This window comes from Paraglaciecola sp. L1A13 (genome assembly GCF_009796745.1).
Classification (GTDB): domain Bacteria; phylum Pseudomonadota; class Gammaproteobacteria; order Enterobacterales; family Alteromonadaceae; genus Paraglaciecola.
Window position 1 is genome coordinate 3497443 of the sequence record NZ_CP047024.1, and the last position, 24834, is coordinate 3522276.

Annotated in this window: 17 protein-coding genes; 3 read left to right on the forward strand and 14 right to left on the reverse strand. The window is 39.9% G+C overall.

The window, feature by feature from the left end; all coding sequences use genetic code 11:
• Positions 1-37: 37 nt before the first annotated feature.
• The 11 genes from GQR89_RS14765 to GQR89_RS14815 form a co-directional block, all read right to left on the reverse strand.
• On the reverse strand, positions 38-2326 hold the full coding sequence (locus GQR89_RS14765) for a flagellar hook-length control protein FliK (RefSeq protein WP_158770742.1): 2289 nt from the start codon (positions 2324-2326) through the stop codon (positions 38-40).
• Between the two features lie 262 nt (positions 2327-2588).
• Positions 2589-3029 (reverse strand): flagellar export protein FliJ, encoded by a 441-nt coding sequence (fliJ, locus tag GQR89_RS14770; protein WP_158770743.1) that lies wholly within the window; start codon positions 3027-3029, stop codon positions 2589-2591.
• A 92-nt stretch (positions 3030-3121) separates the two neighbouring features.
• Positions 3122-4456 (reverse strand): flagellar protein export ATPase FliI, encoded by a 1335-nt coding sequence (fliI, locus tag GQR89_RS14775; RefSeq protein ID WP_158770744.1) that lies wholly within the window; start codon positions 4454-4456, stop codon positions 3122-3124.
• 6 nt (positions 4457-4462) lie between these two features.
• A complete protein-coding gene (fliH, locus tag GQR89_RS14780; RefSeq protein ID WP_158770745.1) occupies positions 4463-5263 on the reverse strand; it encodes a flagellar assembly protein FliH in 801 nt (266 codons plus the stop codon).
• A gap of 24 nt (positions 5264-5287) precedes the next feature.
• Positions 5288-6337 carry a flagellar motor switch protein FliG gene (fliG, locus tag GQR89_RS14785; RefSeq protein ID WP_158770746.1) on the reverse strand — a complete coding sequence of 350 codons (1050 nt, stop codon included), beginning with the start codon at positions 6335-6337 and terminating at the stop codon, positions 5288-5290.
• 53 nt (positions 6338-6390) lie between these two features.
• Complete coding sequence (gene fliF / locus GQR89_RS14790; protein ID WP_158770747.1) at positions 6391-8097, reverse strand: flagellar basal-body MS-ring/collar protein FliF; 1707 nt, start codon at positions 8095-8097, stop codon at positions 6391-6393.
• A gap of 10 nt (positions 8098-8107) precedes the next feature.
• Positions 8108-8449, reverse strand: coding sequence for a flagellar hook-basal body complex protein FliE (gene fliE, locus GQR89_RS14795; protein WP_158770748.1), 342 nt, complete (start codon positions 8447-8449; stop codon positions 8108-8110).
• A gap of 251 nt (positions 8450-8700) precedes the next feature.
• A complete protein-coding gene (locus tag GQR89_RS14800) occupies positions 8701-10044 on the reverse strand; it encodes a sigma-54 dependent transcriptional regulator (RefSeq protein WP_158770749.1) in 1344 nt (447 codons plus the stop codon).
• 2 nt (positions 10045-10046) lie between these two features.
• The gene (locus tag GQR89_RS14805; protein WP_158770750.1) at positions 10047-11231 is read right to left on the reverse strand and encodes a PAS domain-containing sensor histidine kinase; all 1185 of its coding nucleotides are present in this window, start codon (positions 11229-11231) and stop codon (positions 10047-10049) included.
• 145 nt (positions 11232-11376) lie between these two features.
• Positions 11377-12816: a sigma-54 dependent transcriptional regulator gene (locus tag GQR89_RS14810; protein WP_158770751.1), complete on the reverse strand. Its 1440-nt coding sequence runs from the start codon at positions 12814-12816 to the stop codon at positions 11377-11379.
• Between the two features lie 251 nt (positions 12817-13067).
• Positions 13068-13871: a flagellin gene (locus GQR89_RS14815; protein ID WP_158770752.1), complete on the reverse strand. Its 804-nt coding sequence runs from the start codon at positions 13869-13871 to the stop codon at positions 13068-13070.
• 338 nt (positions 13872-14209) lie between these two features.
• On the opposite strand from GQR89_RS14815, the gene GQR89_RS14820 reads away from it, so the two are divergent.
• The 3 genes from GQR89_RS14820 to GQR89_RS14830 all read left to right on the forward strand — a co-directional run bounded on the left by GQR89_RS14820 (position 14210) and on the right by GQR89_RS14830 (position 20567).
• Positions 14210-17731 carry a 6-hydroxymethylpterin diphosphokinase MptE-like protein gene (locus GQR89_RS14820; protein ID WP_158770753.1) on the forward strand — a complete coding sequence of 1174 codons (3522 nt, stop codon included), beginning with the start codon at positions 14210-14212 and terminating at the stop codon, positions 17729-17731.
• A 295-nt stretch (positions 17732-18026) separates the two neighbouring features.
• Positions 18027-19388, forward strand: a complete 1362-nt coding sequence (locus GQR89_RS14825) for a hypothetical protein (protein ID WP_158770754.1) — start codon at positions 18027-18029, stop codon at positions 19386-19388.
• A gap of 327 nt (positions 19389-19715) precedes the next feature.
• A complete protein-coding gene (locus GQR89_RS14830) occupies positions 19716-20567 on the forward strand; it encodes a sulfotransferase family 2 domain-containing protein (RefSeq protein ID WP_158770755.1) in 852 nt (283 codons plus the stop codon).
• A 792-nt stretch (positions 20568-21359) separates the two neighbouring features.
• Here the strand turns inward: GQR89_RS14830 and GQR89_RS14835 are convergent.
• The 3 genes from GQR89_RS14835 to GQR89_RS14845 all read right to left on the reverse strand — a co-directional run bounded on the left by GQR89_RS14835 (position 21360) and on the right by GQR89_RS14845 (position 24834).
• Positions 21360-22046, reverse strand: coding sequence for a bifunctional 2-polyprenyl-6-hydroxyphenol methylase/3-demethylubiquinol 3-O-methyltransferase UbiG (locus GQR89_RS14835; RefSeq protein WP_158770756.1), 687 nt, complete (start codon positions 22044-22046; stop codon positions 21360-21362).
• A gap of 336 nt (positions 22047-22382) precedes the next feature.
• Positions 22383-23654: a class I SAM-dependent methyltransferase gene (locus GQR89_RS14840; protein WP_158770757.1), complete on the reverse strand. Its 1272-nt coding sequence runs from the start codon at positions 23652-23654 to the stop codon at positions 22383-22385.
• A complete protein-coding gene (locus GQR89_RS14845) occupies positions 23647-24834 on the reverse strand; it encodes a methyltransferase domain-containing protein (protein WP_158770758.1) in 1188 nt (395 codons plus the stop codon). Before GQR89_RS14845 ends, GQR89_RS14840 begins: the two co-directional genes overlap by 8 nt.

Here is a 24834-nt window from a genome sequence, read left to right on the forward strand (position 1 = left end):
GCAGAAAATCGCAATGGATAACCCATAACGCATTGCGTTAAACGAAGTAATCTATTCCACCTAATGCCCCATTAACGATAGGTTGCTGTAATACACCTTCAGGTACATCTGCTTCTGTTAAACCTGACTCAGTGCCAGTGCCATCTCTTTGGTCAGCCATTTGTTGCTCGCCATGTTGTTCCTTAGACTCTTGTTCTACTGATGATTGGCCTAACTCTATTCCTTTCTCAGCTAACATTTCTTTTAATCTAGGCGCAGCATTGTCTATCGCTTCTTTTGCATGAGCTGACTGGACTACAAAACTGACATTGGCAGATTCCCCTGTAACCGTTACCTTCACATGCATCGAGCCTAGTTCAGCAGGATCTAGGCGAATATCTGCGACCAACTGATTGGTATTAACCATAAAGCGCACCTTTTCAGCCAACTGTTGATGGGCTTCTGGCTTGGCCAGATTAAGTGACTTATCCAATTGCCCTTGTTGTAATTGGCTTGCCTTCGTGTGCTCAACCATATTAATGCCTTGCTCTCGATAAGTTGTACTCACCGATTGCTGATGGGCTGACTGCTCCAATGCTGTACTCATAAGCTGAGCGACATCCAGCACCTGAAGTACTGAGCGCGTTGCCAATTCGACCTGTTCAGGTTTGACAGAAAGCATATTGCTTGCCAACTCTGGTGACGCTTTAATGGCGTCGTTCACTAAGCCTTTTAAATCGATTCTCGGCTCTCGTCCCTTTTCCAACTGCATTTTCACTTCTGCTAAACCCGCTTTAAGTGCAATTACGAATTCAGGTAATCCATCAGAATCAGCCGTCTGGCGCAACATTGTTAAATCCGATGCAGTTGAAGATTTAACATCTTTAATCTCCTGAACTGAAACATCTTTCTCAGTTGCAGTTCCATTTATCTGCTGAAATTGCTTCACTAACAAAGATAAAGCTCGATCCAGTTTTTCTGGGGGCAACTGCAATAGAGTTTGCAATTCAGGGGTACTTTCTAATAAGGCTAATTCCTGTTGAGTCAACTCTCCCTCTTGCACCACTGCCACGCTGTCCACGGTAGCGCTATTACTATTAGCCAGAGAAATATCGATACTCACATCATCACCTTGTTTAGTCTCATTTGAGCCTTGTGAGGCAAGGTTATTTTCTAAAGGTGTTTGCTCGACAGAGTCCAATGACGACAAACTCGAGATGGGTGATTCCTCTGTACTAGATGATATTTTTTCTGAATCCATGAATGTAAACAAGACCTCAGCTAACTGTGTCAATTCTTCGTCACTAAACTCTAAGCTGGCATCAGGTTCTAGTTCGGTAGCCAAATTGACATTATTCAACAATGCGTGAAGTTGGGTATTTGAATCCATTCCTTCGATATTAGAGCCAACGGCCATTTTCTCTTGGCTTGATAGAAGCTGCTTTAACGCTTCTAAAAGTTGTGGGTTATTCTCCAACAGGGCTAACATTTCGCTATTTTCGTCAAGTGCAGAAGTGTCAACGTCATTACTGCCTTGTTGCACATCTTTAGTTTCAACAGCCATACTGTTTATTTTGCTCAATAAAGTCTGAAGTGCTGCTTGGTCGCTATTTTCAACTTTGCTGAGTGAATCTGTATTGTCAATTTCTAGAACTGGCGTTAGTTTTTCACCGGTAACATGTACTTGATTAACATCTGAGTCATCACTAAGACTACTGGCGACTAATTTCTCAACAATAGACAACCAATGAGAGCCATCGTTGTCTTCTTGCCCATCTATTACAACGTCATCGTTTAAAGGTAGAGTCACAGCATTCGCTGTTACGACAGTAGATGTATCACGCTTTATGTCAATAGTTTCAAGGCCAATTGCCTCTTCAACTTGCACCTTAACGTTAACCTCACTCTTTATCTCTTCACTTGCCTCATTGCCAGTTGATTTTGTCACCTTATTAGGTAATAAAATCTGTTGTTCATCGACCACTTGTTCTCTGACGACATTATTTTTACTTTCTAGACTAATTGACTCCTCACCAGTGATCACATCGTGTTTGCCATCTATTAAGTCCGTACTATTTTTATCGTTTTTTTCGGGCGGGATAACATCTACAGTGTTTGTTTCGTTTTTATTCTTACTCGTACTTTTAGATACAGTTACTTGAGCGAGCTTGCTCGTATCATTCGCTTTTACCTCAGCCCCTTTATTCGGCGCTTTATGCTGAGCATTTTCTTTAGCAAGCATAGAAGCAAATTCTTCAGAGTTTTGAAGTTTAGCCATTGTTTCATCACTAACTTCTACCGTAAAAGCGGCAATGTCTGATTTAGTGGTGGCAATTTGTTGCAGCATTTAAGCTCCTCGGCACAACCGTGCAAATGATAAATTAATCACGTAAAAACAGTTAGTTACAATGTAGCCTTCGATAATAAAGAACAGCAAAGATGACGTTTTCATCATAAAACTCTCTTGTTTTTTACGCTTGTAACGCATTAGAGCAATGTTCGTTCCAATTTGAAGAAAATCAATTATTACAACTAAACGAGAATGATTATGCATAGGTTACTTAATCGAACTGAACGGATAAGCACGCAAGGTGGCGATGAAAAACACATTACTTTGAGCGGATAAACTTCTGTAACGCTAATTCGTCAAGCATCTGTTGCTCAGCTTTATCTTGACGTTGCTGAATTTTCAGCGCCTGTTTGGCTAGCAGCATTTCCACTGCTTTTCGCTTGCGCTGTTGTGCTAACCATTGGGTTTTACGTTGCTCTGCGACTACCAACGCATTACTAACTTGCTTAGTTTGTTGTTCGCACGCAGCATCAATTTTACCAACGAATGACTGATGTTGACCAAAGTTCTTCCCAGCTATACCTAACTGGCCCTTACGGATCCCTTCTTTTAAGTAGTTAACTCGGTATTGTTCAAGACCAGTAAGTTTGTTTTGGTTATCCGTCACATTTTGCTGAGCAAGCTGATAATCCGTCGCCATTTTTTGTTCTTTACGTCGCTCCCAATCGGCTACCATTTGCAATTGTTTATTCACGGACATAGTGAGCTCCTTGTTATACTTAATTAGGTACGGTTGATATCAGGCGGTTGCTATTCGTCGATGTGCTTACCTTCATTCAAATCAGATAAATGCTACGCTGGACCTAACCCAGTACCTAGTTTGCTCATGGTTTCAACACTCTCATCAAAAGATATTATTTGTTGCATACCTTGTTGCAAAAAGGCATTGATCGCCGGTTCTGCCTTTATGGACAAGTCAATTCTTGGGTCATTACCTCGTGTATATGCACCTATGCTTATCAAATCGCGATTTCGTTGGTAGGTGGAATAAACTTGGCGTATGCGCCTAGCAACTTGAAGATGTTCAGGGCTCACCACCATAGGCATAACTCGGCTAATAGATGCTTCAATATCAATCGCCGGATAATGACCCGAATCGGCCAGCTCTCGAGACAACACAATATGGCCATCTAAAATCGCTCGAGCAGAATCAGCGATGGGATCTTGCAAATCGTCGCCTTCTGTCAAGACAGTATAAAATGCTGTAATCGAACCTTGATTTTCTGCTCCATTTCCAGCTCGCTCCACTAATGCAGGAAGACGCGCGAAAACAGACGGTGGATATCCCTTCGTCGCGGGCGGCTCACCCACAGCTAATGCTATTTCACGCTGAGCCATGGCGTATCGTGTTAGTGAGTCAATCAACAGCAACACATTCATGCCTTTATCGCGAAAATATTCCGCTATGGTAACCGCTGTTTCGCACCCTTTTAAGCGCATTAAGGGCGATGTATCAGCTGGCGCCGCGACCACCACAGATTTTTTGCGCTCTTCCTCACCTAAAATATCTTGGATAAATTCTTTTACTTCTCGGCCCCGCTCACCGACTAACCCAACAACGACGACGTCGGCGGTCGTGCCACGAGTCATCATGCCAAGCAAAACGCTTTTACCTACTCCACTACCTGCAAATAAGCCCATACGCTGACCACTACCGACAGTAATCATGCTATTAATCGCTCGAACACCAACATCTAGTGGCTCTTTAATCGGTTTTCTAGTTAACGGGTTCATTGGTGGTCGTGTTAGGGGTACACGCTTTTCTGCTTTAATGGCCCCTAACCCATCTAAAGGCTGGCCATTGCCGTCGACCACTCGACCTAATAAAGACATGCCAACAGGTAAACCTTGCTCACGATTTAGGGGTTGAACTCGCGAACCAGGCACTATGCCTTTCACTGCCTGTGTGGGCATTAAGTAGGTAATATGCTCAGCAAATCCAACTACTTCAGCTTCAATCTCGCCGTCTACGGTCTGAATTAAGCACTGACTTCCTACTGGCATATGGCAACCTACGGCCTCCAGCGTTAAACCAATACCTCGAACGAGCTTACCCGCTGCAACAACAGGTGCTTTTGGCACCTGTTGTTGCAGCGCTTTAATATTTTGTAATATATTGCGTGTCATCGCTAGCTAGCCATCCTCGCCAGAGGGGATAGTATCTAACCCTTGCTCCAACATAAATTTGTCCAGCACATCTTTAACTCTGCGTTCTACGCTCACATCGACCGCATTATTTTGCGTTACAATATCGCAGCCTCCTTGAGACAAAGTCGGCGCTTCGATCAACTGCCAGCCATGTTTTTCAATTTCCTGCTCACTAAAGTGTTCACTAACCAACTTAATGTCTTCTGGATGCAGGTGAATTTGATATTGGCGCTCATTGATTGGCAGCGCTTTAATGCCTTCACTAATCGCGTTGAAAATGATATCTGAGTTGGTTTTGACTTCAGCTCGAATTACAGATTTAGCCAAAGATACCGCCAACAAAACTAACTCTCTTTGTAACTCTTCTTCTACCAATTCTACCGGTTTGTGTAACGTGGCTAGCAGCGATTGCCAACTTTCCAATTGCTGATTAATAGCTTCCTTTGCTTCAGCGAGCCCTTGCGCCTTTCCCTCTTCTAAGCCTTCGGCAAGTCCTTGTTCTTTACCCTGTTCGAGCCCTTCTTGATAGCCCTTTGCAAGGCCTTCTTTTTGCCCTTCTTCAAAACCGTCCGCTTGTGCGGCAGCTCTAATCGATTCAATTTCTTGCGCAGTAGGGGGAGTAAAATTATCTTCTTCTGCTAAATCTTGTTCAGGAGGTTCATATTTCCAAGTCGAACGCTTGTTTAACGCATTCGTGCTGGTATCACTGGCTTTACGTTCATCTTCGACAAAAGGTAAGTCCCAAGCGCTAACTGATTCATCGTGGTCACTATCGAAATCATTCATACGTTACAGCTTCTGTGTCTAAGCTTATAGGAATTCATCACCGCCACCTCCGCCAAGCATAATTTCACCTGCATCAGCTAAACGACGAGCCACGGATAAAATTTCTTTTTGCGCGGCCTCGACTTCGCTTAAACGTACCGGACCAAGTGCTTCTAGATCATCAAGCAACATATCGGCCGCACGCTTAGACATATTCGATGTAATTTTAGTTTTCAATGCGTCATCGGCGCCTTTAATCGCTTTGAGTAATGCATCTTGTTGTACTTCACGTAAAATAGCTTGAATCGCTCGGTCGTCTACATCTGCTAAGTTATCAAACACGAACATAAGATCTTGAATTTGCTGGCTCATTTCTTCGTCTTGCTCACGAATAGCATCCATCAACTGACCTTCGATGTTGGTGTCTAAGTAGTTCATAATATCGGCTGCAGATTTTAAGCCACCCATTTTGGCCGCTTGGGTTCCTGCTTGCCCCGCAAATTGTTTTTCCATAATTTCATTTAATTCTTGTAATGCAGCGGGTTGAACTTCTTCTAGATTAGCGACGCGCATCATTAAATCTAAGCGTACTTTTTCAGGGAACTGAGCAAGAATTTCAGCTGATTGCTCCGCGTCTAAGTAAGACATTACAATGGTTTGAATTTGTGGGTGTTCATTACGAATAATGCTGGCCACTTGCTTGGAATCCATCCATTTAAGTGAATCTAGCCCTTTAGCACCTGTGCCCATTAGAATTTGATCAATGAGGTTAGCGGCTTTGTCTTCACCTAAAGCGGAGGTTAATGCGCGTTTAACGAAGTCTTGGCTTTGGAAGCCAATCGTACTGTATTTTTGAATTTCATCTATAAAATGCTTATGCACAGCGGTGATTTTTGACTGCGTCATATCTTCAATTTGGGCCATCGCCTGCCCTAATTTTTGTACCTGTTTAGGTTCAAGATGTTTAAGTATTTGTGCCGCGTCTTCTTCCGTTAAGCTGAGCAACAATATGGCAGCCTTTTCAACGCCTTCTAATTTACCAACGTCGTAACCACTTTCCCCAGTCGTTTCAGGTGCTGCTATTTCATCTGGCATGGTGTTAATCTCTTACTCGTAACATAGGTATGCGCTGCATACATTAGCGATATTTATTCGTCTTGTAATAACCAATTTTTTACCACTTGAGACGATAACTCAGGCTCGTTTGCCACCAAGGCTCGCACTGCTTTGAGTACATCTTCGTCCTTGTGCAAATCTGGCAACATAAAGCTGCCGTCTGCCGCAAATCCAACTTGGGAATCATCGAACTCTTGTGAAAGCATACTGATCGTTTCATCACCTAAGTCTAGTCCCTCATCGGCATCAAAGTCATCATTTGTCTTAGTATCTTCAGGGTATATTAGTTTCCGTAACATTGGGCGTACAACCGCTAAAATAAGCACAATAATAACTAACCCGCCAATAACTAATTTGAGAATTGGCATAAACTTGGGATCTTCCCATATGGGTAGCTCTTCAAACGCCACCTGGCCTTCGCGACTAAAGGGTATGCTAACTACTTCAAGTGAATCCCCACGGGTCACATCAAAGCCTATACCACCTTGTAATAAACGGCGAATATCAAGCAACTCAGCTTGAGAACGTGGAACAAATGTATTGGTCCCGTCTTCCCCTAAACTGGCAACATGATCCAGCGCGACAGATACACTTAAGCGACGAATAACACCCGTTTGTTGCTTAGTATGACTGATGGTGGTGTCTAATTCGTAATTTCTGGTTTCTTCTTTGTGATTGCGTCCCGGCGTAGACGTTTGAGCACTACTAGAATTAGCTTCTTCTGGAATATTCGAATCAAGCGGTGGTTGGTTGGTTAAGGCCCCAGGAATGCCAGCAATTACCCCACCAATACTGTTATCTTCGACGGTCATTTCACTGCGAATAGCTGGCAAATCAGGATTATAACTACGCTTAGTTTGTTCAACAGCGGTGAAATCCATAGTCACATCGGCCTGAGCGGTATAATTACCTAACCCAAGAACTGGAATTAAAATCGAATCAATTTTTTGCAAATACTCACTTTCACGCTTGCGCTCCATCTCAAATTCTTTCTTGCTTCGCGCAGCTTCACTGTCTTGTGAACCTGAGTTGAGCAATCGGCCATTACTATCAGTAACCGTTACACGTTCAGGCTGCAAGCCTTGAACGGCAGAGGCGACTATATCGACAATTGAACTCACTTCTTCGCTTGATATAACGGCTCCACGTCTTGGCGTGATAACGACAGTGGCACTGGCTTTTTTCTCTCGACGAGCAAATACGTTTTCTTTAGGTAATGCCAGTAGTACTTTAGCCCGCGTAACGGCACTCATTTCTTCTAAAGTTCGCGCGAGCTGTTGTTCTCGAGCATGCTTCAGGCGTACTTTTTCGACCCTTTGGCTTACCCCAAACCCCATATCTTGCATAATGATGTCAGTGCCTTCTGAGGCGCCTTGACTCAAACCTTGACGTGCCATACCAAGCTTAATGTTCTGGTATTGATCTGAACTAACGTAGACGGTATTGCCCTCTAAGCGATAATCAATTTGGTTCTGATCAAAGTAGTCTAGCGTTTCAATTAATTCTTGAGTTTGCATTCTCGCTAATGGACGATAATCAGGCTCTTGTGCCCAAATCATGATAAATACCGCAATAGCCACGCAAATAACCAAAGCCACCACTAGAGTGAGTTGACGAACCATATCAGTCGAACCCAATGAGTCCATAAATCCAGACTTTTGCTCTGCATCTGAACCGCCTGAGTATTGATCTGCACTGGCATTACTCATTGCCAACTCTGTACCTGTTGCTTCAGCCACGTGTTAGCTCCTAAACCGGCATGTTCATGATTGTTTTATAAGCTTCCAGTACTTTATTTCGTACTTGGATCGTTGCCTCAAACGCTATTCCAGACTTTTCTTTGGCTAACATAACATCCGCTAAGCTCAAGCTTTTATCACCCATTTCGAAACGTTCTGCCTGGCCTTTCGCATCTAACTGCATGCTATTGACTGATTCAAGAGCGTGACCAAGCATATCGGCAAAGTTCTGACCAGAAGGGTTAACTTGTGCTCCGTTTAAGCTGGCTGGATTAAGCTCACCAAGCCCTGCTTTACTTTGTAAAGCCATGCTTTGCATATCTTGATAAAGTGACTGTGCCTTGATATCCATGATGCGCTCCTAGGCGTAATAACGAGATGACGGTTTTATGTCTTACTTAGATGATAGCAAAGTTAATGCCAAGTAATTTATTCGTTACATATCAGTAGCTTAACATATTTTTAATGGGGGATTTCCACCATGACGGTTTATTGACATGATGGGATTACTAGGAGGATAGAGCAGGTAAAAAAAACCGCCTCAAAAGTAGACGGTATAGAATCGTTTAACGACAATGCAATTATGGTGAGAATGAGTATAAATTAGGCAGGGAGATCGATCCCTACTTCACGCATTTTAGCCAGTTTGTAGCGCAATGTACGAGGGCTTATGCCTAGTCGCTCAGCTACATCTTTCCTGCGTCCTTGGCAAGATTGTAAGGTATCCAGAATGATTTGATGCTCTTGCTGGCGTAGTTCTGAACCTAATTTACTCTCGTCTTCCTCAATAATATGCTGAGTATTTTGACTCAAGTCGCTTTCAACGGATTCCAACATCAAATCGTCTGCTTCAATTTTTTCACCATCACACAAAATCAATGCTCTTTGCACAACGTTTTCCAGTTCACGAACGTTGCCCGGCCAATGATGTTGCAGCATTTTGCTGCGAGCAGACGATGAAAAGCCAATGCTACCGGCACCTTGTTTGCCGCGATGACGCGCTACCAGATGTTCTGCCAATGGCACAATATCTCCTGGGCGCTTATCTAGAGGGGACCAAGTCAAAGGAAATACATTTAAGCGATAATACAAATCTTCACGGAATAAACCATCTTCAACCGTCTGGCGAATATTACGATTACTTGTTGCTACAACACGTACATTAAGCGGGATCATTTTTCGGCTGCCTAAACGTTCTACTTCTTTTTCTTGCAGTACGCGCAATAGCTTAGCTTGCAACCCTAAATCCATTTCACTAATTTCGTCGAGCAAAATGGTGCCTCCTTGGGCTTGTTCGAACTTGCCGGGACACGCTTGAATAGCCCCAGTAAATGCACCTTTATCGTACCCAAATAACGTCGCTTCAAGCATATTTTCAGGAATCGCTGCGCAATTTATGGCCACGAAAGGCTGCTCAGCACGAGGCGACTGATCATGAATATATCGAGCCAGCACCTCTTTACCAGAACCGCTGGGGCCTAGCACCATAACGGTTGCATCTGACTGTGCTACGCGCTGAGCAAGTTGTAATAACTTGATACTAGTTGGGTCGGCTACAATGGGTTCATAAGACAGTACTTTTTGTGCAGGTGCGTAGCGTCCAACTAGATTAAGTAAGACTTCTGGGGCGAAGGGTTTTGACAAGTAATCCGTCGCACCATCACGCATCGCAACAACGGCGTCATTAATAGTCGCGTAGGCTGTCATCAGTAACACAGGTACATTTGGATACTTGTTTTTTAGACTGCGCAGAAGTGATAAACCGCTCATTTCGCCCATTTGAATATCGCTGACCACCAGATCAATTGTCTCTTGAGCCATCATAACCATGCCACGCTCAGCACAATCAGCTTCTAGTACTTTATAGTTACCGAGCAACAAGGTATCAACCAACGCTTCTCGTAAGCCTGCATCGTCCTCGACAATTAAAATCGTTGTTTGAGACATAATTAACTCCTCGCCTGTTGGGCGTTATTGCTCGTAGCTCCGGCGGGTAAATGTTCATCACCGGTTCGAGTTAAAATGGGCAGCACTATGCTAAAACACGCACCACCAGAGACTAAATTGGATACAGAGACTTCACCTTGATGAGATTGAACTACCGTTTTTACGACGGCTAAACCTAATCCAGTACCTTGACTTCGCGTAGTGAAAAACGGTTCAAATATATGTTGAATTTTGTCCTTCTCAATTCCTGGCCCATTGTCCGTAACAGTTAAGCGCATGCAATCCAGTTTCTGTGGGTCACGCTCTGCACTGAAAACGATCCGTGCATCAAGAGTCTTGGCAACTAGCGCATTGTGGATAAGGTTTTGAATAGCGCCGCATAACGCTGTTTTATTACCTATAAAATGGATATTAGGATCGGGCAAAATAACATCAAGTACAGCATTACTTCTATTGAGCATTGCTTCGCTACCCGCCTTGACTTCTAGCATCATGTCTTCGAGTGAGATATCAGTCAGTACTTGTTCATTGCCACTTTTCGCAAACAGCAACATATCATTCACTTGACCTTCAAGATCACGTAATCGTGACAATAGCTTCTCGCTAAAGCGCTGACGTGATTCTTGCGGTAAATTACTACTAGCGAGATTAGCGGCATAAAGCATAGCAGCAGATAAAGGTGTGCGAATTTGGTGAGCCAAAGACGCTACCATTTTACCCAAGGATGATAATTTCTGAAGGTGTCCAATACGTCGCTGAAGCTGACGTGTTTCGGTTAAATCTGTCAGTACAATAAGTTGGCCTGGTTCATTGACCAAAGGGGTGATAGACAATTTAACTTTGCGCCCATCAAATAAAGAGACCTCGTGGCCATCGTCAGCTTGAGGACGAAAAGAACGTTTAATAATATTACGCCAAACCTGGCCTTCTAACGGTTCTCCCAAAAGTGATTTGGCTAAATGATTAGCCTGTTTGACATGACCTTTACCGTCAATAACCACTACGCCTGCCGGCATTACTTGAAGTAAATGTTCTAAGCGCGTTGCTTGGTGACGCAAGGCCTGAATTTCTTGGGCGCTTTGAGTCGGGGCGTGCGCAGACTCGACGGAATTAGAAAACGATATGACAGCCCCATTTTGGGAAGACGTCTGTTTAGCTGTTACGGTATGTAAATTACTTAGTGCCATATGTTCCTCACGTCAAAACTTAGACAGATTGAATACAGCAATAACATAAGCACATCCTGTGCCAATAAATTAATTATTAAAAATCAACGCTTTATGAATATTGACGTGTCATTTTTTTGTCGAACGAGGAATGGTGATGAAGGGATCAAGCTTTGCTTATGTCGTACTTACGCATCTTTTCAACGAGTGTGGTGCGGCGCATACCTAATACTTCCGCAGAACGGGCTACAACCCAATCTTGTTGTTCCAGAGCTTGTGAAATCAAACTGACTTCCATTTCTGATATATATTCTTTGAGGTTAATACCCTCTGGCGGAAGCTCGGCAGAATTAATACTGTCATCGACCACTTCATCGTCGTCATCGTCACTTTGTGCATCAGCCGAGAACAACGCATTGAGGGCTTCCCGCTCTAGTACTTCTTCTGGATAATCCGGCTCATAATCATCCACATCTAAATGTCGATATTTGTGAGGTAAGTCACCCACATCAATTAGCTGATTAGGATGAAGGATCATCAACCGTTCAACAAGGTTCGACAACTCTCTAACATTTCCTGCCCAACTATGTTCCATAAGTGACTTCATAGCGTTTTCAGTAAACTTAATTTGCGCATTTTCACGTTCCATTCTTGAAACTAGCTCTTGTAATAACAAGGGGATATCTTCGTGACGCTCGCGCAGCGCAGGGCTGTCGATAGGAAACACATTGAGTCGATAATATAAATCTTCACGGAAACGACCTTGTTCAATCATTTCCTCAAGATTTCGGTGAGTCGCTGCAACCACGCGTACGTCACAACGAATAGGTTTCATGCCACCTACTCGCTCGTACGTGCGCTCCTGCAACACTCGTAGCAATTTAACCTGCATTTGCAGAGGCATATCGCCTATTTCATCCAGAAATAAAGTACCACCTTCAGCAAGCTCAAAACGCCCTTTACGTGCGCTTATTGCACCTGTAAACGCGCCCTTTTCATGACCAAAAAGTTCACTTTCAAGCAGCTCTCCAGGAATCGCTCCACAGTTAACAGGAATAAAGGTGTTGTTACCGCGTTTTGATAAATAATGTACATTACGCGCGATAACTTCTTTACCTGTACCTGACTCACCTAAAATAAGCACATTAGCATCCGTCGGAGCGACTTGCTCAATAAGATGACGCACGCTTTGTATTTGCTTACTTTTGCCAACTAAACTACGAAACAATTTTGTTTTGTTCTGAGGCGTTGTTTTGCGGTTGGGCTGCATACGACGGTGCTCTTGGCAACGGTGCAGCATTTGCGTTAACAAGGGGTAAGTTACCGCTTCTTCAACGGCACCTACACGGTTAGCACCTGACTTAAAATTTGGATCTTTATCACCAACTAAAATAAAAGGCTGTTGGGGAAATTTATCACACAGCTCCCCTGCTAATTCCATATTTAATGCGTCAATTAATACGGCATCAAATATGGAGTGAGATTTGAGGGTGCTGACAGCCTGTTCAAAAGCGATAGCAGTACTGCTTTCACCTAAAAAGGTCAATATGGTGTTCAGATTATGCCCGAGCGTGGGTCGCCCACTGATAATCAGAATATTACTCATGCATCCCTCAATCTTTTCTTGTTAATTAACTGTTTTACTTCTGGTTTTAATTTTAACCAAACACTGGTGGATAGCAATAGAGGAATGAACCCTAAATTTCTTTAAGCGTGCAATAAAAAATAAATATTAACAATAACAATCAGTTAAAAAAACCAATATACACTAATGGCTAACGCTTTTAGTCCTTATTTGCATATTTAATCGGCAAAAAAAAAGGCCATAAATGGCCTTTTTTTCTATCTGCTTAGTTATTAACCATTCAACAGGCTTAACACTTGCCCTTGCTGTTGATTTGCCTGCACCTGAACTGAAATGCTAGCTTGCCCTAATATGTTAGCTGAGGCGCTATCGGCTGTCGCTTGAGCATAGTCGGTATCTTGAATTCGACCACGAGCCGCAGCGACATTTATATTAGATTCCGTTAAATTGCGTGCTGCGCTTTCAAGCTGATTTTGTGTGGCACCTAAATCCGCTCTCGCTGCGCCAACAAACTCTGCAGCATCATCAGCGGCGACCAGTGCATCTTCCGCACCTTGCGCCGTGCTTAAATCGACATTTAGCACATCAGTCAAATTAGCTGCGATATCTTGTGTGCCAACACCGATTTTCTGTCCTGCATTAGCGCCTACTTGAAAGTCGATATTACTATCGCTACTCAAAAGGGACTTTCCAGCAAACTCAGTCTGCTCGATAGTTTGTGAAATATTGTCTTGAAGTTGCGTAACTTCAGCTTGGATAGCTTGTCGGTCAGCATCATTGAGAATGCCATTGCCGGCTTGAACTGACAACTCTCGAATGCGACTCACATCGTCATTTATACCTGATAGACCACTTTCAGCCACCTGTGTTAACGACACACCATCGTAAGCGTTGGTAACCGATTGACGATTACCTTCTACCTGAGAGGTCAACCGATCGATTATCTGCTGAGCTGCAGCGCCATCAGCCGCACTGTTAACTCTTTTACCTGATGCGAGCTTCTCAAAATTCGACTCTTGCTTGTTCTGAACTTGCTGCAACAAAGATGAATTCGATTCAGTATTTAAGTTAATCATATCTATCCTCCTCAGAACTGCACCTTACAGCTCTTCAAAACCTTTTGAGAGTGTAGCAATATATGGGTTAAAAAGTAAGCAAGGGTTGTGTATGTAATTTAATAACAAACAGTTTATTTTAATACGGCTTGCGTATGCTCAAAGTACAAATCCGTCGAGCCTGTCTTTTATATAATTGCTTAGGTAGACTTTGTGTCAATTTACCGACAACTAAACAGGCCTAGTTTTTGCTACGCTAATTTTTACTATGTTAGTAATATCTAGTTTTAGTAAGTAATACTCATAGCCTTCACTCAGTATGAGTTAAGTTAAAAACCGTTAACATAATTAAGTGAGCCATGCTAAAAAATATACGTCTACACTTAGAAAAAGATGAAGAAAAACAAGCTACTCTTGATGATGTTCTGGCGAAAAAAATTGTCGAAACGCGCAGAAATAACATCAATGCATTTCAGCGAAATATCCCATCGCTTCTTCCGTACATTACGCAGTCTAAGCTCAGTAGTTTATCTTTGTTTAACAATAAGTATGGCGAAACTAACATTGTTGACTATGGCGTAGGCAGAACACTTTATGGCTTTCATCCACAACAAGAGATAGAGCAACAAGTATACCAAGCTCTGCGCCGCTGCCCGCGTATCGATCTCGTTCATCCAAATGAACATGTAATTCAATTAGAAGATTCTTCTATTTCTTTTGACTATACACAGCTTAAGAGCTTTAAAGTTGAGCAAGCACAAAGCCCAATGAGCGAAGAAGTTGAATGTCTTATTGTATTGGGATGCGGTCTTGGCCTGCATATAAAACAATTACTTGAAAGTCGTATTATCAAAAATTTGATTATATATGAGCCTGAAATCCAATACTTTCAGTGTTCGACTATGGCCATATCATGGTCAGATATATTCGCGCTCGCCAAGGACAAGGGGACAACTATATTCCTTCAAATCGAAAAAGATGGTAGAGACCTATTAAATGATATTAACGAACTAAAAAGACACACTTCACTATCAAGCTTTAATATCTACAAGCACTATAATCATGAGATTTTCGATTCACTTTATCGCGATATATGTGAGCGAGACTGGAATGACATATTTAGTCGTGGCTTCACTATCACTTCAATTATAAATAAACTCGAATATATTCCGACATGGACACCTAAAATTGACTTGTCAAAACAGTCTCCAGTGTCAACTGAAAGTAAGTTATTAGAAACAAACCTTAAAGCATTTGAAAAATACTTCCCAAATATCCATAAGCAGTACAAAGATTATAAACCAAAATTTTGGTTGCCAATCAACAGCCAAGCCAACGAAATTAATTTACTCAAAGCCCAAGGTCTATACTCCTGGTACGGTGAATCCCCTAAGCAAGATTGTGTATTAAACTTTGACAACTTTAGCGAACAACCGAATAAAGATGGCTTAGTTTTAGGTTATTCCGGCACAAAACTAGCTCACTATATCCATTACCAATTTGTAAATGAAACACAAAAATTATTAGAAGATGCTAAAGAAGAAATAGGTGCACTGCCTGATAAGGTCTCATCAATAATCATGTTTGGCCTAGGCGTAGGCTATCAATTAGAAAAATTACTTGATGAACATAGTGTTGAAAAACTATTTATTTGTGAACCTAACCCTGATTTTTTCTATGCTTCACTCTTTGCCATAGACTGGCAAAAAATCTTCGAAAAAGTCGAAAGTTCAGATTCACGTATTTACTTAAATATAGGCGACGATGGTACGAATTTGTTCAGAGACCTATTGAGCCAATTCAACGTAATAGGTCCTTATATTCTCAACAGTACCTACTTTTACCAAAGTTATTACAATGCATCTTTAAATTCTGCCATAAGCCAGCTCAGAGAGCAGTTGAAAATAGTTATATCCATGGGCGAATACTTTGATCACGCATACTATGGCATCGCTCACACAAAAGAAGGCATGAGGCGAAAAACACCTACATTATGCGCCAAGCCCGCAGAAAAACTCAGTTATGACGACAAAGATGTGCCTATATTTATTATTGGTAACGGCCCGTCTCTAGACAACTCGATTGAAGCCATTAAAGAATGGCAAAGCCAAGCAATAGTTGTGAGTTGCGGCACCGCACTGCAAGCTTTACATAGGCATGGCATCACCCCAGACTTTCATGCAGAGATAGAACAAAACCGCAGTACCTTTGATTGGGCTGTATTAATTGGCGATCTGAACTACCTAAAAAACATCACTCTAATATCCTGCAACGGCATACATCCGGACACCTGCGATCTATATAAAAATGTAATGGTTGCCTTTAAAGAAGGTGAATCATCAACAATCTCGGCACTAAACGTTTTAGGGCGAGAGAACTTCACAACACTGTTAAACGCCTACCCAACGGTTAGTAATTTTGCCATCGATTTATTCAGCACCATCGGGTTTACCAGTATCTACCTCATTGGTGTCGATTTAGGTTTCGTCGATGTAAAACATCATCATTCAAAATCATCTGGTTATTATCAAGATAGCGGGCAAGAAACATACGATTACGCAGCAACCGCTAACACCTCATTGATAGTGCCGGGAAATTTCCGCTCTATCGTAAACACCAAACATGAATTTAAAGTTTCTAAACAAGTCATAGAACAAGTGACTGGAGCAAAACCAAAATGGCAAGAGTTTTACAATTGCAGTGATGGTGCAAAAATTCAAGGGGCTTTACCAATAAGGCCTGATGAACTGTTGATAGTGGCAACGCCTCTACAAAAAATACACGCTATTAAAAAGCTAAATACCACTATTTTCTCAAACAGTAATTTAGATGATTATGTGGAGAAATTTGAAGCGTTATTTTCTCAAGAACTATTGATTGCGGAACTTAACGAGTTTGAAATACTGTTAGGTAAAGAGATTAGTACCAGAGAAGATATTGAATTTATCATCAATAAACAAAGAGAAATTTTATTTAGATCGTATAAGAATGGAAAGTCACTGTTATTTTATTATTTGTATGGGACTGTGAATTATGCGAATGCGATACTCACTAAATTAATGAGTATAAATTTTGAGGATAACTCATTTATAGTCAACCTCGCGCATGCCAAAAATCATTGGTTTGAAACAATAAAAAAAATAAAGTTGGAATTATTAAATACTAACGATGAAACTTCCGATGTTTCGACCTACAACGTCATCATAAGAGAATTAGAGTATTTAAAATTAAATTACAAAAATGAAGACTTAATCATTATTACTGATGACTTTTATTTCGAAAAGATTTCCTTATACTTTTTGAAGCTTAACTCACCTTGGTTAAAGGTATCTATCTTGACATTATCGGAGAGTGAAAATCAACAATACTTACCAGGTTATTGTATTTACTTCATAACTAAAAAAATTAAAAAACTACCAATTATAGGAAAAATTAGTACAATCTTTGTAACCAACTCAATTGATTCATTAAATCTAACGGATAAAAACAATGTCACTTATTTCGCATTCCCAAATATCTACGATGAATATGTTTTTAAAGACTCAATCTGGATTGTGCGACAAGCAATAAGAGCATGCTTAAACGCACATAAAGCATCTATAATATTACCTAGATATTGGAGTTCCATAGTAGAACCTTTTAATAATGATAATTTCTCCTTACTCAATGATAAATATTTTTCTATAGATTTTAATTCATACATTTGTTTATATAACCAAGACCAGCCACCTTCTAACAAATCGAAAAATGGCACCATAGGTAAAGTAATACACAGAAAATTATTAATTAAAGATTTATTAATGCCGCTAATCTCTAACGAAGAAATGAAATCCATGAAAGAGCGTCATTTAGAGATTAAGCGAAAGATATTAGATAGTTAACAGCAGTTAGACGTGGTCTTTCACTCAATTAGAAAAGATCTACAATAAAGGTAAGTAAGAAGTTAGCATACACGGCAGGAAAAAACGCCTTCGATGGTGTTAACTGCCACTTGCCGTGTCACAAATACCCATTAAGTGTTGGGAGCCAACGCATTGGTTGATAGTTGGGGCTTATAACTAAGTGTTGTCAATACCATAGATAATATGTACAGAGCGAATGGAGAAAAAGCGATAAAGACGTATTGCTAACTCCGCAGCCGCTAACCCTTTATAATTGGAGAAATATAATAATTTCATGATACAGCGTATTCTTATCACTTATGATTTCTTATCAACATCTACGCAAAGAGGATTAATAAATCAAGCTAATATTTTTAGTATTTTCGTAACTTTACTGAAAAAACTGAACTTGACTGTCGACAGTAAAATAAATAATTTCAGTCGAGAGGATTTCTTTTCACTTAATAAAATTAAATTAAAAAATGATCTTTATCAAGATATTTGCTTAGCAGATATTACGACCCAAGGCCGAAATTATTTGGTGGATAAAGTCAAGCAATACGATATCATTATCGGATGTGAGCTTACTTCAAATACTCGCGACATTTTATCCGATATTGACGTTATTTATATTGACATTTGGTTGTCACCCATTCGGTTTTATAAAGACGTGATGTTCGAGTTCAGCTCTAACAACATGGTGATTTTAGAAAAACTGCGAAGCTTTAAATTCGATAATAGAAAATTGTACAAGCAAGTAGACTCTTTACGTCAGCATAATCAAAATTTCTTAACTCAGTTTGTTGCAAAACCAAATAGTTGTTTGCTTGTTGGTCAAATGTTGCAAGATAAATCTGTTCTTTATAATGAACGATTTTTAAATTTTATTGATTATGAAAAAAATATAAAAAAACTTTCTCAAGATTTTGAACGAGTATACTTACTTAAGCATCCTTATTTGAATATGCAAGATTTTAAGCCTATTCAACAACAATTGGAAAAAATACAAAACGTAGTTTTCCTACAGAACATAAATACTTATCAGTTATTACTGCAGCCAGAAATAACCTGTGTAGCTGGTATTTCATCGTCGGTGATCAGTGAGTCCGAGTATTTTAACAAAAAATCAATTTTTTTTCATAAACCTGTTATAGATCCTGAATATATAAGGATATTTAAAGATTATTGCAGTACTCAGTTTTGGGCCAGCATTTTGAATGTAGGTAACAATAGTAACATTGTCTACTTTATGGAAGATAACTTCTTTAGACTGAAATATGGTATGAGCTACTCATATGAAGTTTTTATGCCTAATGATTTATCAATAAAAACCGATGTTAAAGAAAAATATGTAAGTTTGATAAACCTTTATCAATTTATTCAAGATTTAGATCGTTCGCAAGATTATATATTATATGGATTAGGTTCGGTTGGAATGCTGCTATTTCCACATATATGCGATAATCTCGTCGCTATAGTTGACAAAGTAAAAAGTGAAAAAATTAGTGAATACAAAAATATCCCGGTGATTCCAATCACTAGCATTGAGAATTTCTCTGATAGTAAAATTCTAATCTCTGCATTTCTGTATAATAATGAAATACTGTTTGATTTGCAGGATTTCTCAAACCCGATTATTATTATTGATGGTTTGTGAAGAGGCTCTAGTGTTTAATTAACAAAAAGCAAGTAACTCTAATACCCCCCCTTTATTCATTTAATTTCGTTACCTACGTCATTGAATTTCATTACTTTCTAATGTAACTTCAATAAAAAATTTAACTTAAATTTCTTTATTATTTCGTTCCATTAAATATAAAACGTCATTTACTGTTAGAATATTATGTAAAAATCTGTATCGAAGGGTTTGTACATGAAGCTAATATTTTTATATTTTCAATGAACCGATGGCTCATCGCTAAAATTCAAAAATCTTAATCCCGATAGAATAATTTAGTAAAAACAATAAATATAGGTTTTAGATATGATAGAACACAGTTTTGTAAAGTTCGTTCCAGGTGTTTATGTTGTGTACTTGTCAGTACCCAAGGTAGCTAGCAGCAGTATTAGCCATAGCCTTCTTATGGAGGTGCCATCAGTTCATAAAAATATTTGGGAACATAGTAATACAGGTAAAGCATTAACTAATCGACGAGCTGTGACGTTGCCATACCCGCGACTACCAATATTCACATTCGTACGTAATCCAATCGATAAATTTACTTCTTACTATCGTGACAAATTTGTTGGTGGTAGGAAAGACGGATTTGAACTAAGTTATCTCACGTATCTAGGATTCGATCCTTTTATGAATATGGATGAGATGGTGTCCCATATGATGACCATTCCTGTGATTGAGATGGAGCATCATGCTCAGCCTCAATATAGAATTCTAATCAAACATGGTCAACTATTGCCGGACTTCATTGGTCACTTTGAAAGAATGGATGAGTTATGGGCGCAAATTGCGCAAATGTCGTTGGTTGATCTACAACTAGGTCAGCGTCGTAATAATACATCAGAAAAAACAGTTGAACCTATTTCAGCTCAATCAATGTCGGCATTATGCCAATACTATTCAATCGACTTTGCATTATTTAATTATCCCAAACCTAATTACGGCGAACCCCATATATCCGTGCCTGAAGCTTCAGACGCATTAGATAAAAATTGTATTAATGATTTCCGACAACAAATAGAGAATAAGAATAAACGTTGGAAAACTTTTACAGAGAAACTCACTGATAGCGAGTTTAAAAATAGTTATTTAATAAAAATGAAAGACCAGTTTAATCAATATTTGTTGGCAGAGTATCAGAATATTCAAAAGCAGTGAAATTCTCACTAAATCATTTTTCATTACAACATGAAAATGATAGTGATTATCTACTTCGACTAAATATTTCGCCAAACGCTTAATTTTTCATAACGGGTTTTTATCAAACCCGTTATGATTACCGTATTTTTCGAGCAAAGATCTTTGCTTTTGGCGATTAATTTTAAGGAGTGTATGAACCAGTAACGCTCCTATGAAATTGGAATAGCTCTGCGTTACATTGAATTCAGAACAGCAGAAAAAAATACACGTTTATGGTCTCACTTGAAACCTATTACTTTACCTAATGAGCAAGAACCCCAAACCTTATGGCATGCATTGCTGGCCCAAGTACCAGTCAGTCCGAGATTTTGATAATATCATCGCGCTATATAGACTAATAGCAGTAGTATATTTCGCTTACCAGAAAAACTCTTTATGCAAAACTCTGGGAAGGTGCTTATGTTTGACTATCTTTCATCGTTGAAAAGACTTCACCGCTATGTTGCCATATCTTGTGGGGTGACGGTATTCCTGTTCGGGCTCTTTCATCAGAGTGATGATGTAACCATCTGTCTCGCTGATATTATACTGCGCTGCTCATGGCCTGTTCACGAGTAAACACAAGATTTAGCACTCCAGCTTCCCATTGTTTTAAAATCGCCATGGTTTGGTTATTACTGCATCTCGATATTTTCACACAGACTCTCTGCGAAAATTTTCTATTTTTGACTTAAACTATTTTTCGACGGGATTAAAATAAAATCTTTTTTAAAATGAGTATTTGTTAAAACAGTTCCACGTTACGAAGAATCATTCTCCATACCAATTATGACTATAGATATTTCCGTCAAACCCTTGCTTTACAAAGGATGGCACAAACGGGGCTAACTTTTCCAAATCCCCATTTGCAAAACGTAAACTATCTGGCAGTTTGATACTCTTTTTCTTGAAAATGACGCTAATATTGTAGCCGTACTGTAGAACAGCTATCTGGCTGCAATCCATTCCAGCCAACACTAGGTTATAAATTAAAGTTCCAGCATTCCATAACGTAACATGCCCCCCTACGACCTCATGTTTAAGGGGGGGAACTGTAATCGCAATGACACCATCTTCTTTCACTATATCTTTAATTTTAAGTAAGAAATTATGGGGATTTAACTGATGTTCCAATACATGAGCACACCAAACACAATCAAACTGTTCTACTATGGTAAATGTCATAAAATCTGTCTCGATAAAATTCATATTTTTAGCAAAATCATCTAAATCTAATGACGCGTGACGATTATAATCAATTGCAGTAACTTGTTTGCTGTTTTCTAATAAAACTCTACTGTGCCATCCAGGACCACACCCTACATCAATTACGCTATTGAACTCAAAGTCATCAAGCAATTTCTGCATTGCTTGACCTGAAGTAGAATATTCAAGTAAAGATATAAATTCGTCACGTAGCGGTCTAATGTGCTGCTTGAGTGTGTTTGTTGCCAACATATTTTAAACTTCCCTTGGAAGGTTATTGAAAATGGTACAGGCCAAACTTATCATTTGTTACCGTAACATTTAACTTAACGAGAACTAAAGCTTATTATTTGGTCGTTGTAATGGGACTCTGTGATTACTTATAAGAGATCTACCAATATCAGATAGAAGTATTTTTATCATGCGATGAATATTAAAGATGATAAGTACACAATATTCTGTGGAAACACGCATTATTTTTACTTTCTAAACGTTATTTTCTTAATACTGGTTTTACAGCTCTCAAAGAATCTCTTGCATAATATTATGTAAAACAAGAGTGCTTAACAAACCAATTGGAATGTTATTTTACGTTAAGCAATCCAGTATACATTGTCGAAGCTCAGCTCCCCCCCCTCCCCGACAATATTCCGGCTTATAGGGGTCAATAACATTTGAGTCCCAATCTTTACTGATCAAATGCATTTTAGCCCTAGTGGGTGCAAAGAGCGGTGTCATAAACACAGTCATGTCTGTTGATGGTAATAAACGACTGCAGTGTATAGTAGCCCCTAGGTAGGTGTGTCCCGCTAACTCCAAATCAAATAAGAGTAGCGTTTCATCGTCAAGTGCTTCGATAAGCTCAGGGTGATTATTTAGTAAAGCATAAGCATCTCCGCCGACTCCCCACAAACCGGCTCTGCCTTTAGATTTTATGGTTTCTAAAATCATTCCTGATAATGATTTGTGCTGTATCTGAGTTTCTTTAAATTGTTGACAGACAACGTTTGAAGCATTTTCTGTCACTTTTTGAGAGATGGTTTTGACCTCTGCTTTCTCTAATATGAGCAATACTCTAGGTGTCGTTCTGGTCATGATCTGTTTGCTTGCGATAATGCGAAAACCAGCTTGCTGAGCGATCATGTCTAGCGTACTAAGTGAGAAATAATGAATGTGCTGACCATGAACAACATTTGTAAAAGCTATATCTGATAAGTCAGTGTTCGGGCTGCAGTCAGGTACTTCTATAAATACTTTACCTGTGTTTGATAATTGCTTCTGAATATTTTGAAGAAAAAGTACTGGGTCAACAACATGCTCTAAAACATGCGTGCTGATCGCCAGATCAATTCCATCCGGCCAATATTGTTTGGGCATTTCATCAATTGAATTTAGATCCCAAGGAAGCGATCCAATCTTTGGATCATCAATAACAGGGTTAAAATCAACGCCCGTCATGGCCATTTTTGGCAAAACTTGCTTCTTCATTTCACTAAAAATATTGCCCGCACCGCATCCAAAATCGACAATATTGCCCCCTTCTAATAAATAGGGCTTAAAGAAGTTTATCATTTGTTGATAAGGAGAAAGTTCACTCCCTGTTGCTTCAATAAACATGGATGGCTCTCTGACATCCGAGAAGTAAAGTTTATTAAATATTTGCTCGTCATACACTGTCATCATCTGAACATGGCCACAACAATGGCACTCACCTATGGGTAGGATCAGTTCTTGACGATTTAATTCTTGTTGAGTTTTATCCCAAATACCACTCGCTAACGTATCAAGCTGACGCCAGTTTTTATCTTTGCAGACTTGGCACCTTTGCTGTTCGTAATTAGGCTCCATGAACTCACTCACTATAATTAAACTCTACAACGTTTGGCCAATACTGACTGACTTCTCGCATTTTTATTGTGGTTTCGACTAACACCGGGCAAATAAACACTTTGAATGTCTGCTTCGAAATATCGGAACTACACAGAATAGTTTGAGATAAAAACTGTTTGCCTTTATGCGCATAGTCAAACAGCACCAGAGTTCCAGCTTTAATAGCTTGTATTAGCTCAAGCGACTCATTTAGTAATTCATAAAAATCAGCTCCGAGCCCCCATATTCCTGCCATCTTATCTCGCTCAATTTGCTGCAATAATGCAAGGACAAAATGTTGTCTGCGATCTCGACAAATAGCTTGGTAATGGCGTACCGCATTTATACCATCGAATTTAGGATATTTAGTTAGGTGAGAGCTTTGCCCCGCAGGTCGTTTAAATAGCGCTTGCAATCTAGGAATGTACCCCGTGGTTACATGCTTTAATTTAATAACTTCTAATCCGGCCTGCTCTGCAGCATAAGTCAGTGAATCAGCCGTAAAATAATGGATATGCTGCAAATTCACTAGATTACTCTTACCTATTAGAGTTGAGTCATGCTGATGGGAAAAATCAGGAACCTCAATAAAAATGTTACCATCCTGACTAAGGTGTGACTTAATGTGAGTCAAAAACTCCACTGGCTCAACCACATGTTCTAACACATGCGAGGCGGTAGCTAAATCGATGCCACTTGGCCAAGAGTTGCAGGGCAAGTCGGACAAGTTATTTAGGTCATGTGACACGTAATCGGCATTTTTTAGCACAAATCTGTCGTTAAAATCGATCCCAATTAACTTACTATTTTTGTAAGACGAATTAATGACGGATAACAGCTTTCCTTCACCGCAGCCAAAATCCACAACAAGCTTTGGTGCTTTATCACTGGAAGCAAATTCAACCATATTTAGATAAGGGATATCACTACCAACAAGTGCTTCATGCCACATTACTGCCTCTTGTGCAGAATGGAAATATAAAGTGCTGAATAACTCGGCTCTATAATCGCAAGTAACCTGAACATGTCCACATTGCTGACATTCACCTAAAGGGTATCTTTTGGTGTCTCTTAATAACTCGTCGTCATTTTCTGTCCATACGCCAAATGTGATGGACGAAAATTGTATCCACTGGCCAGCTCCACATAATCTGCAAGGTACGTCGGACAT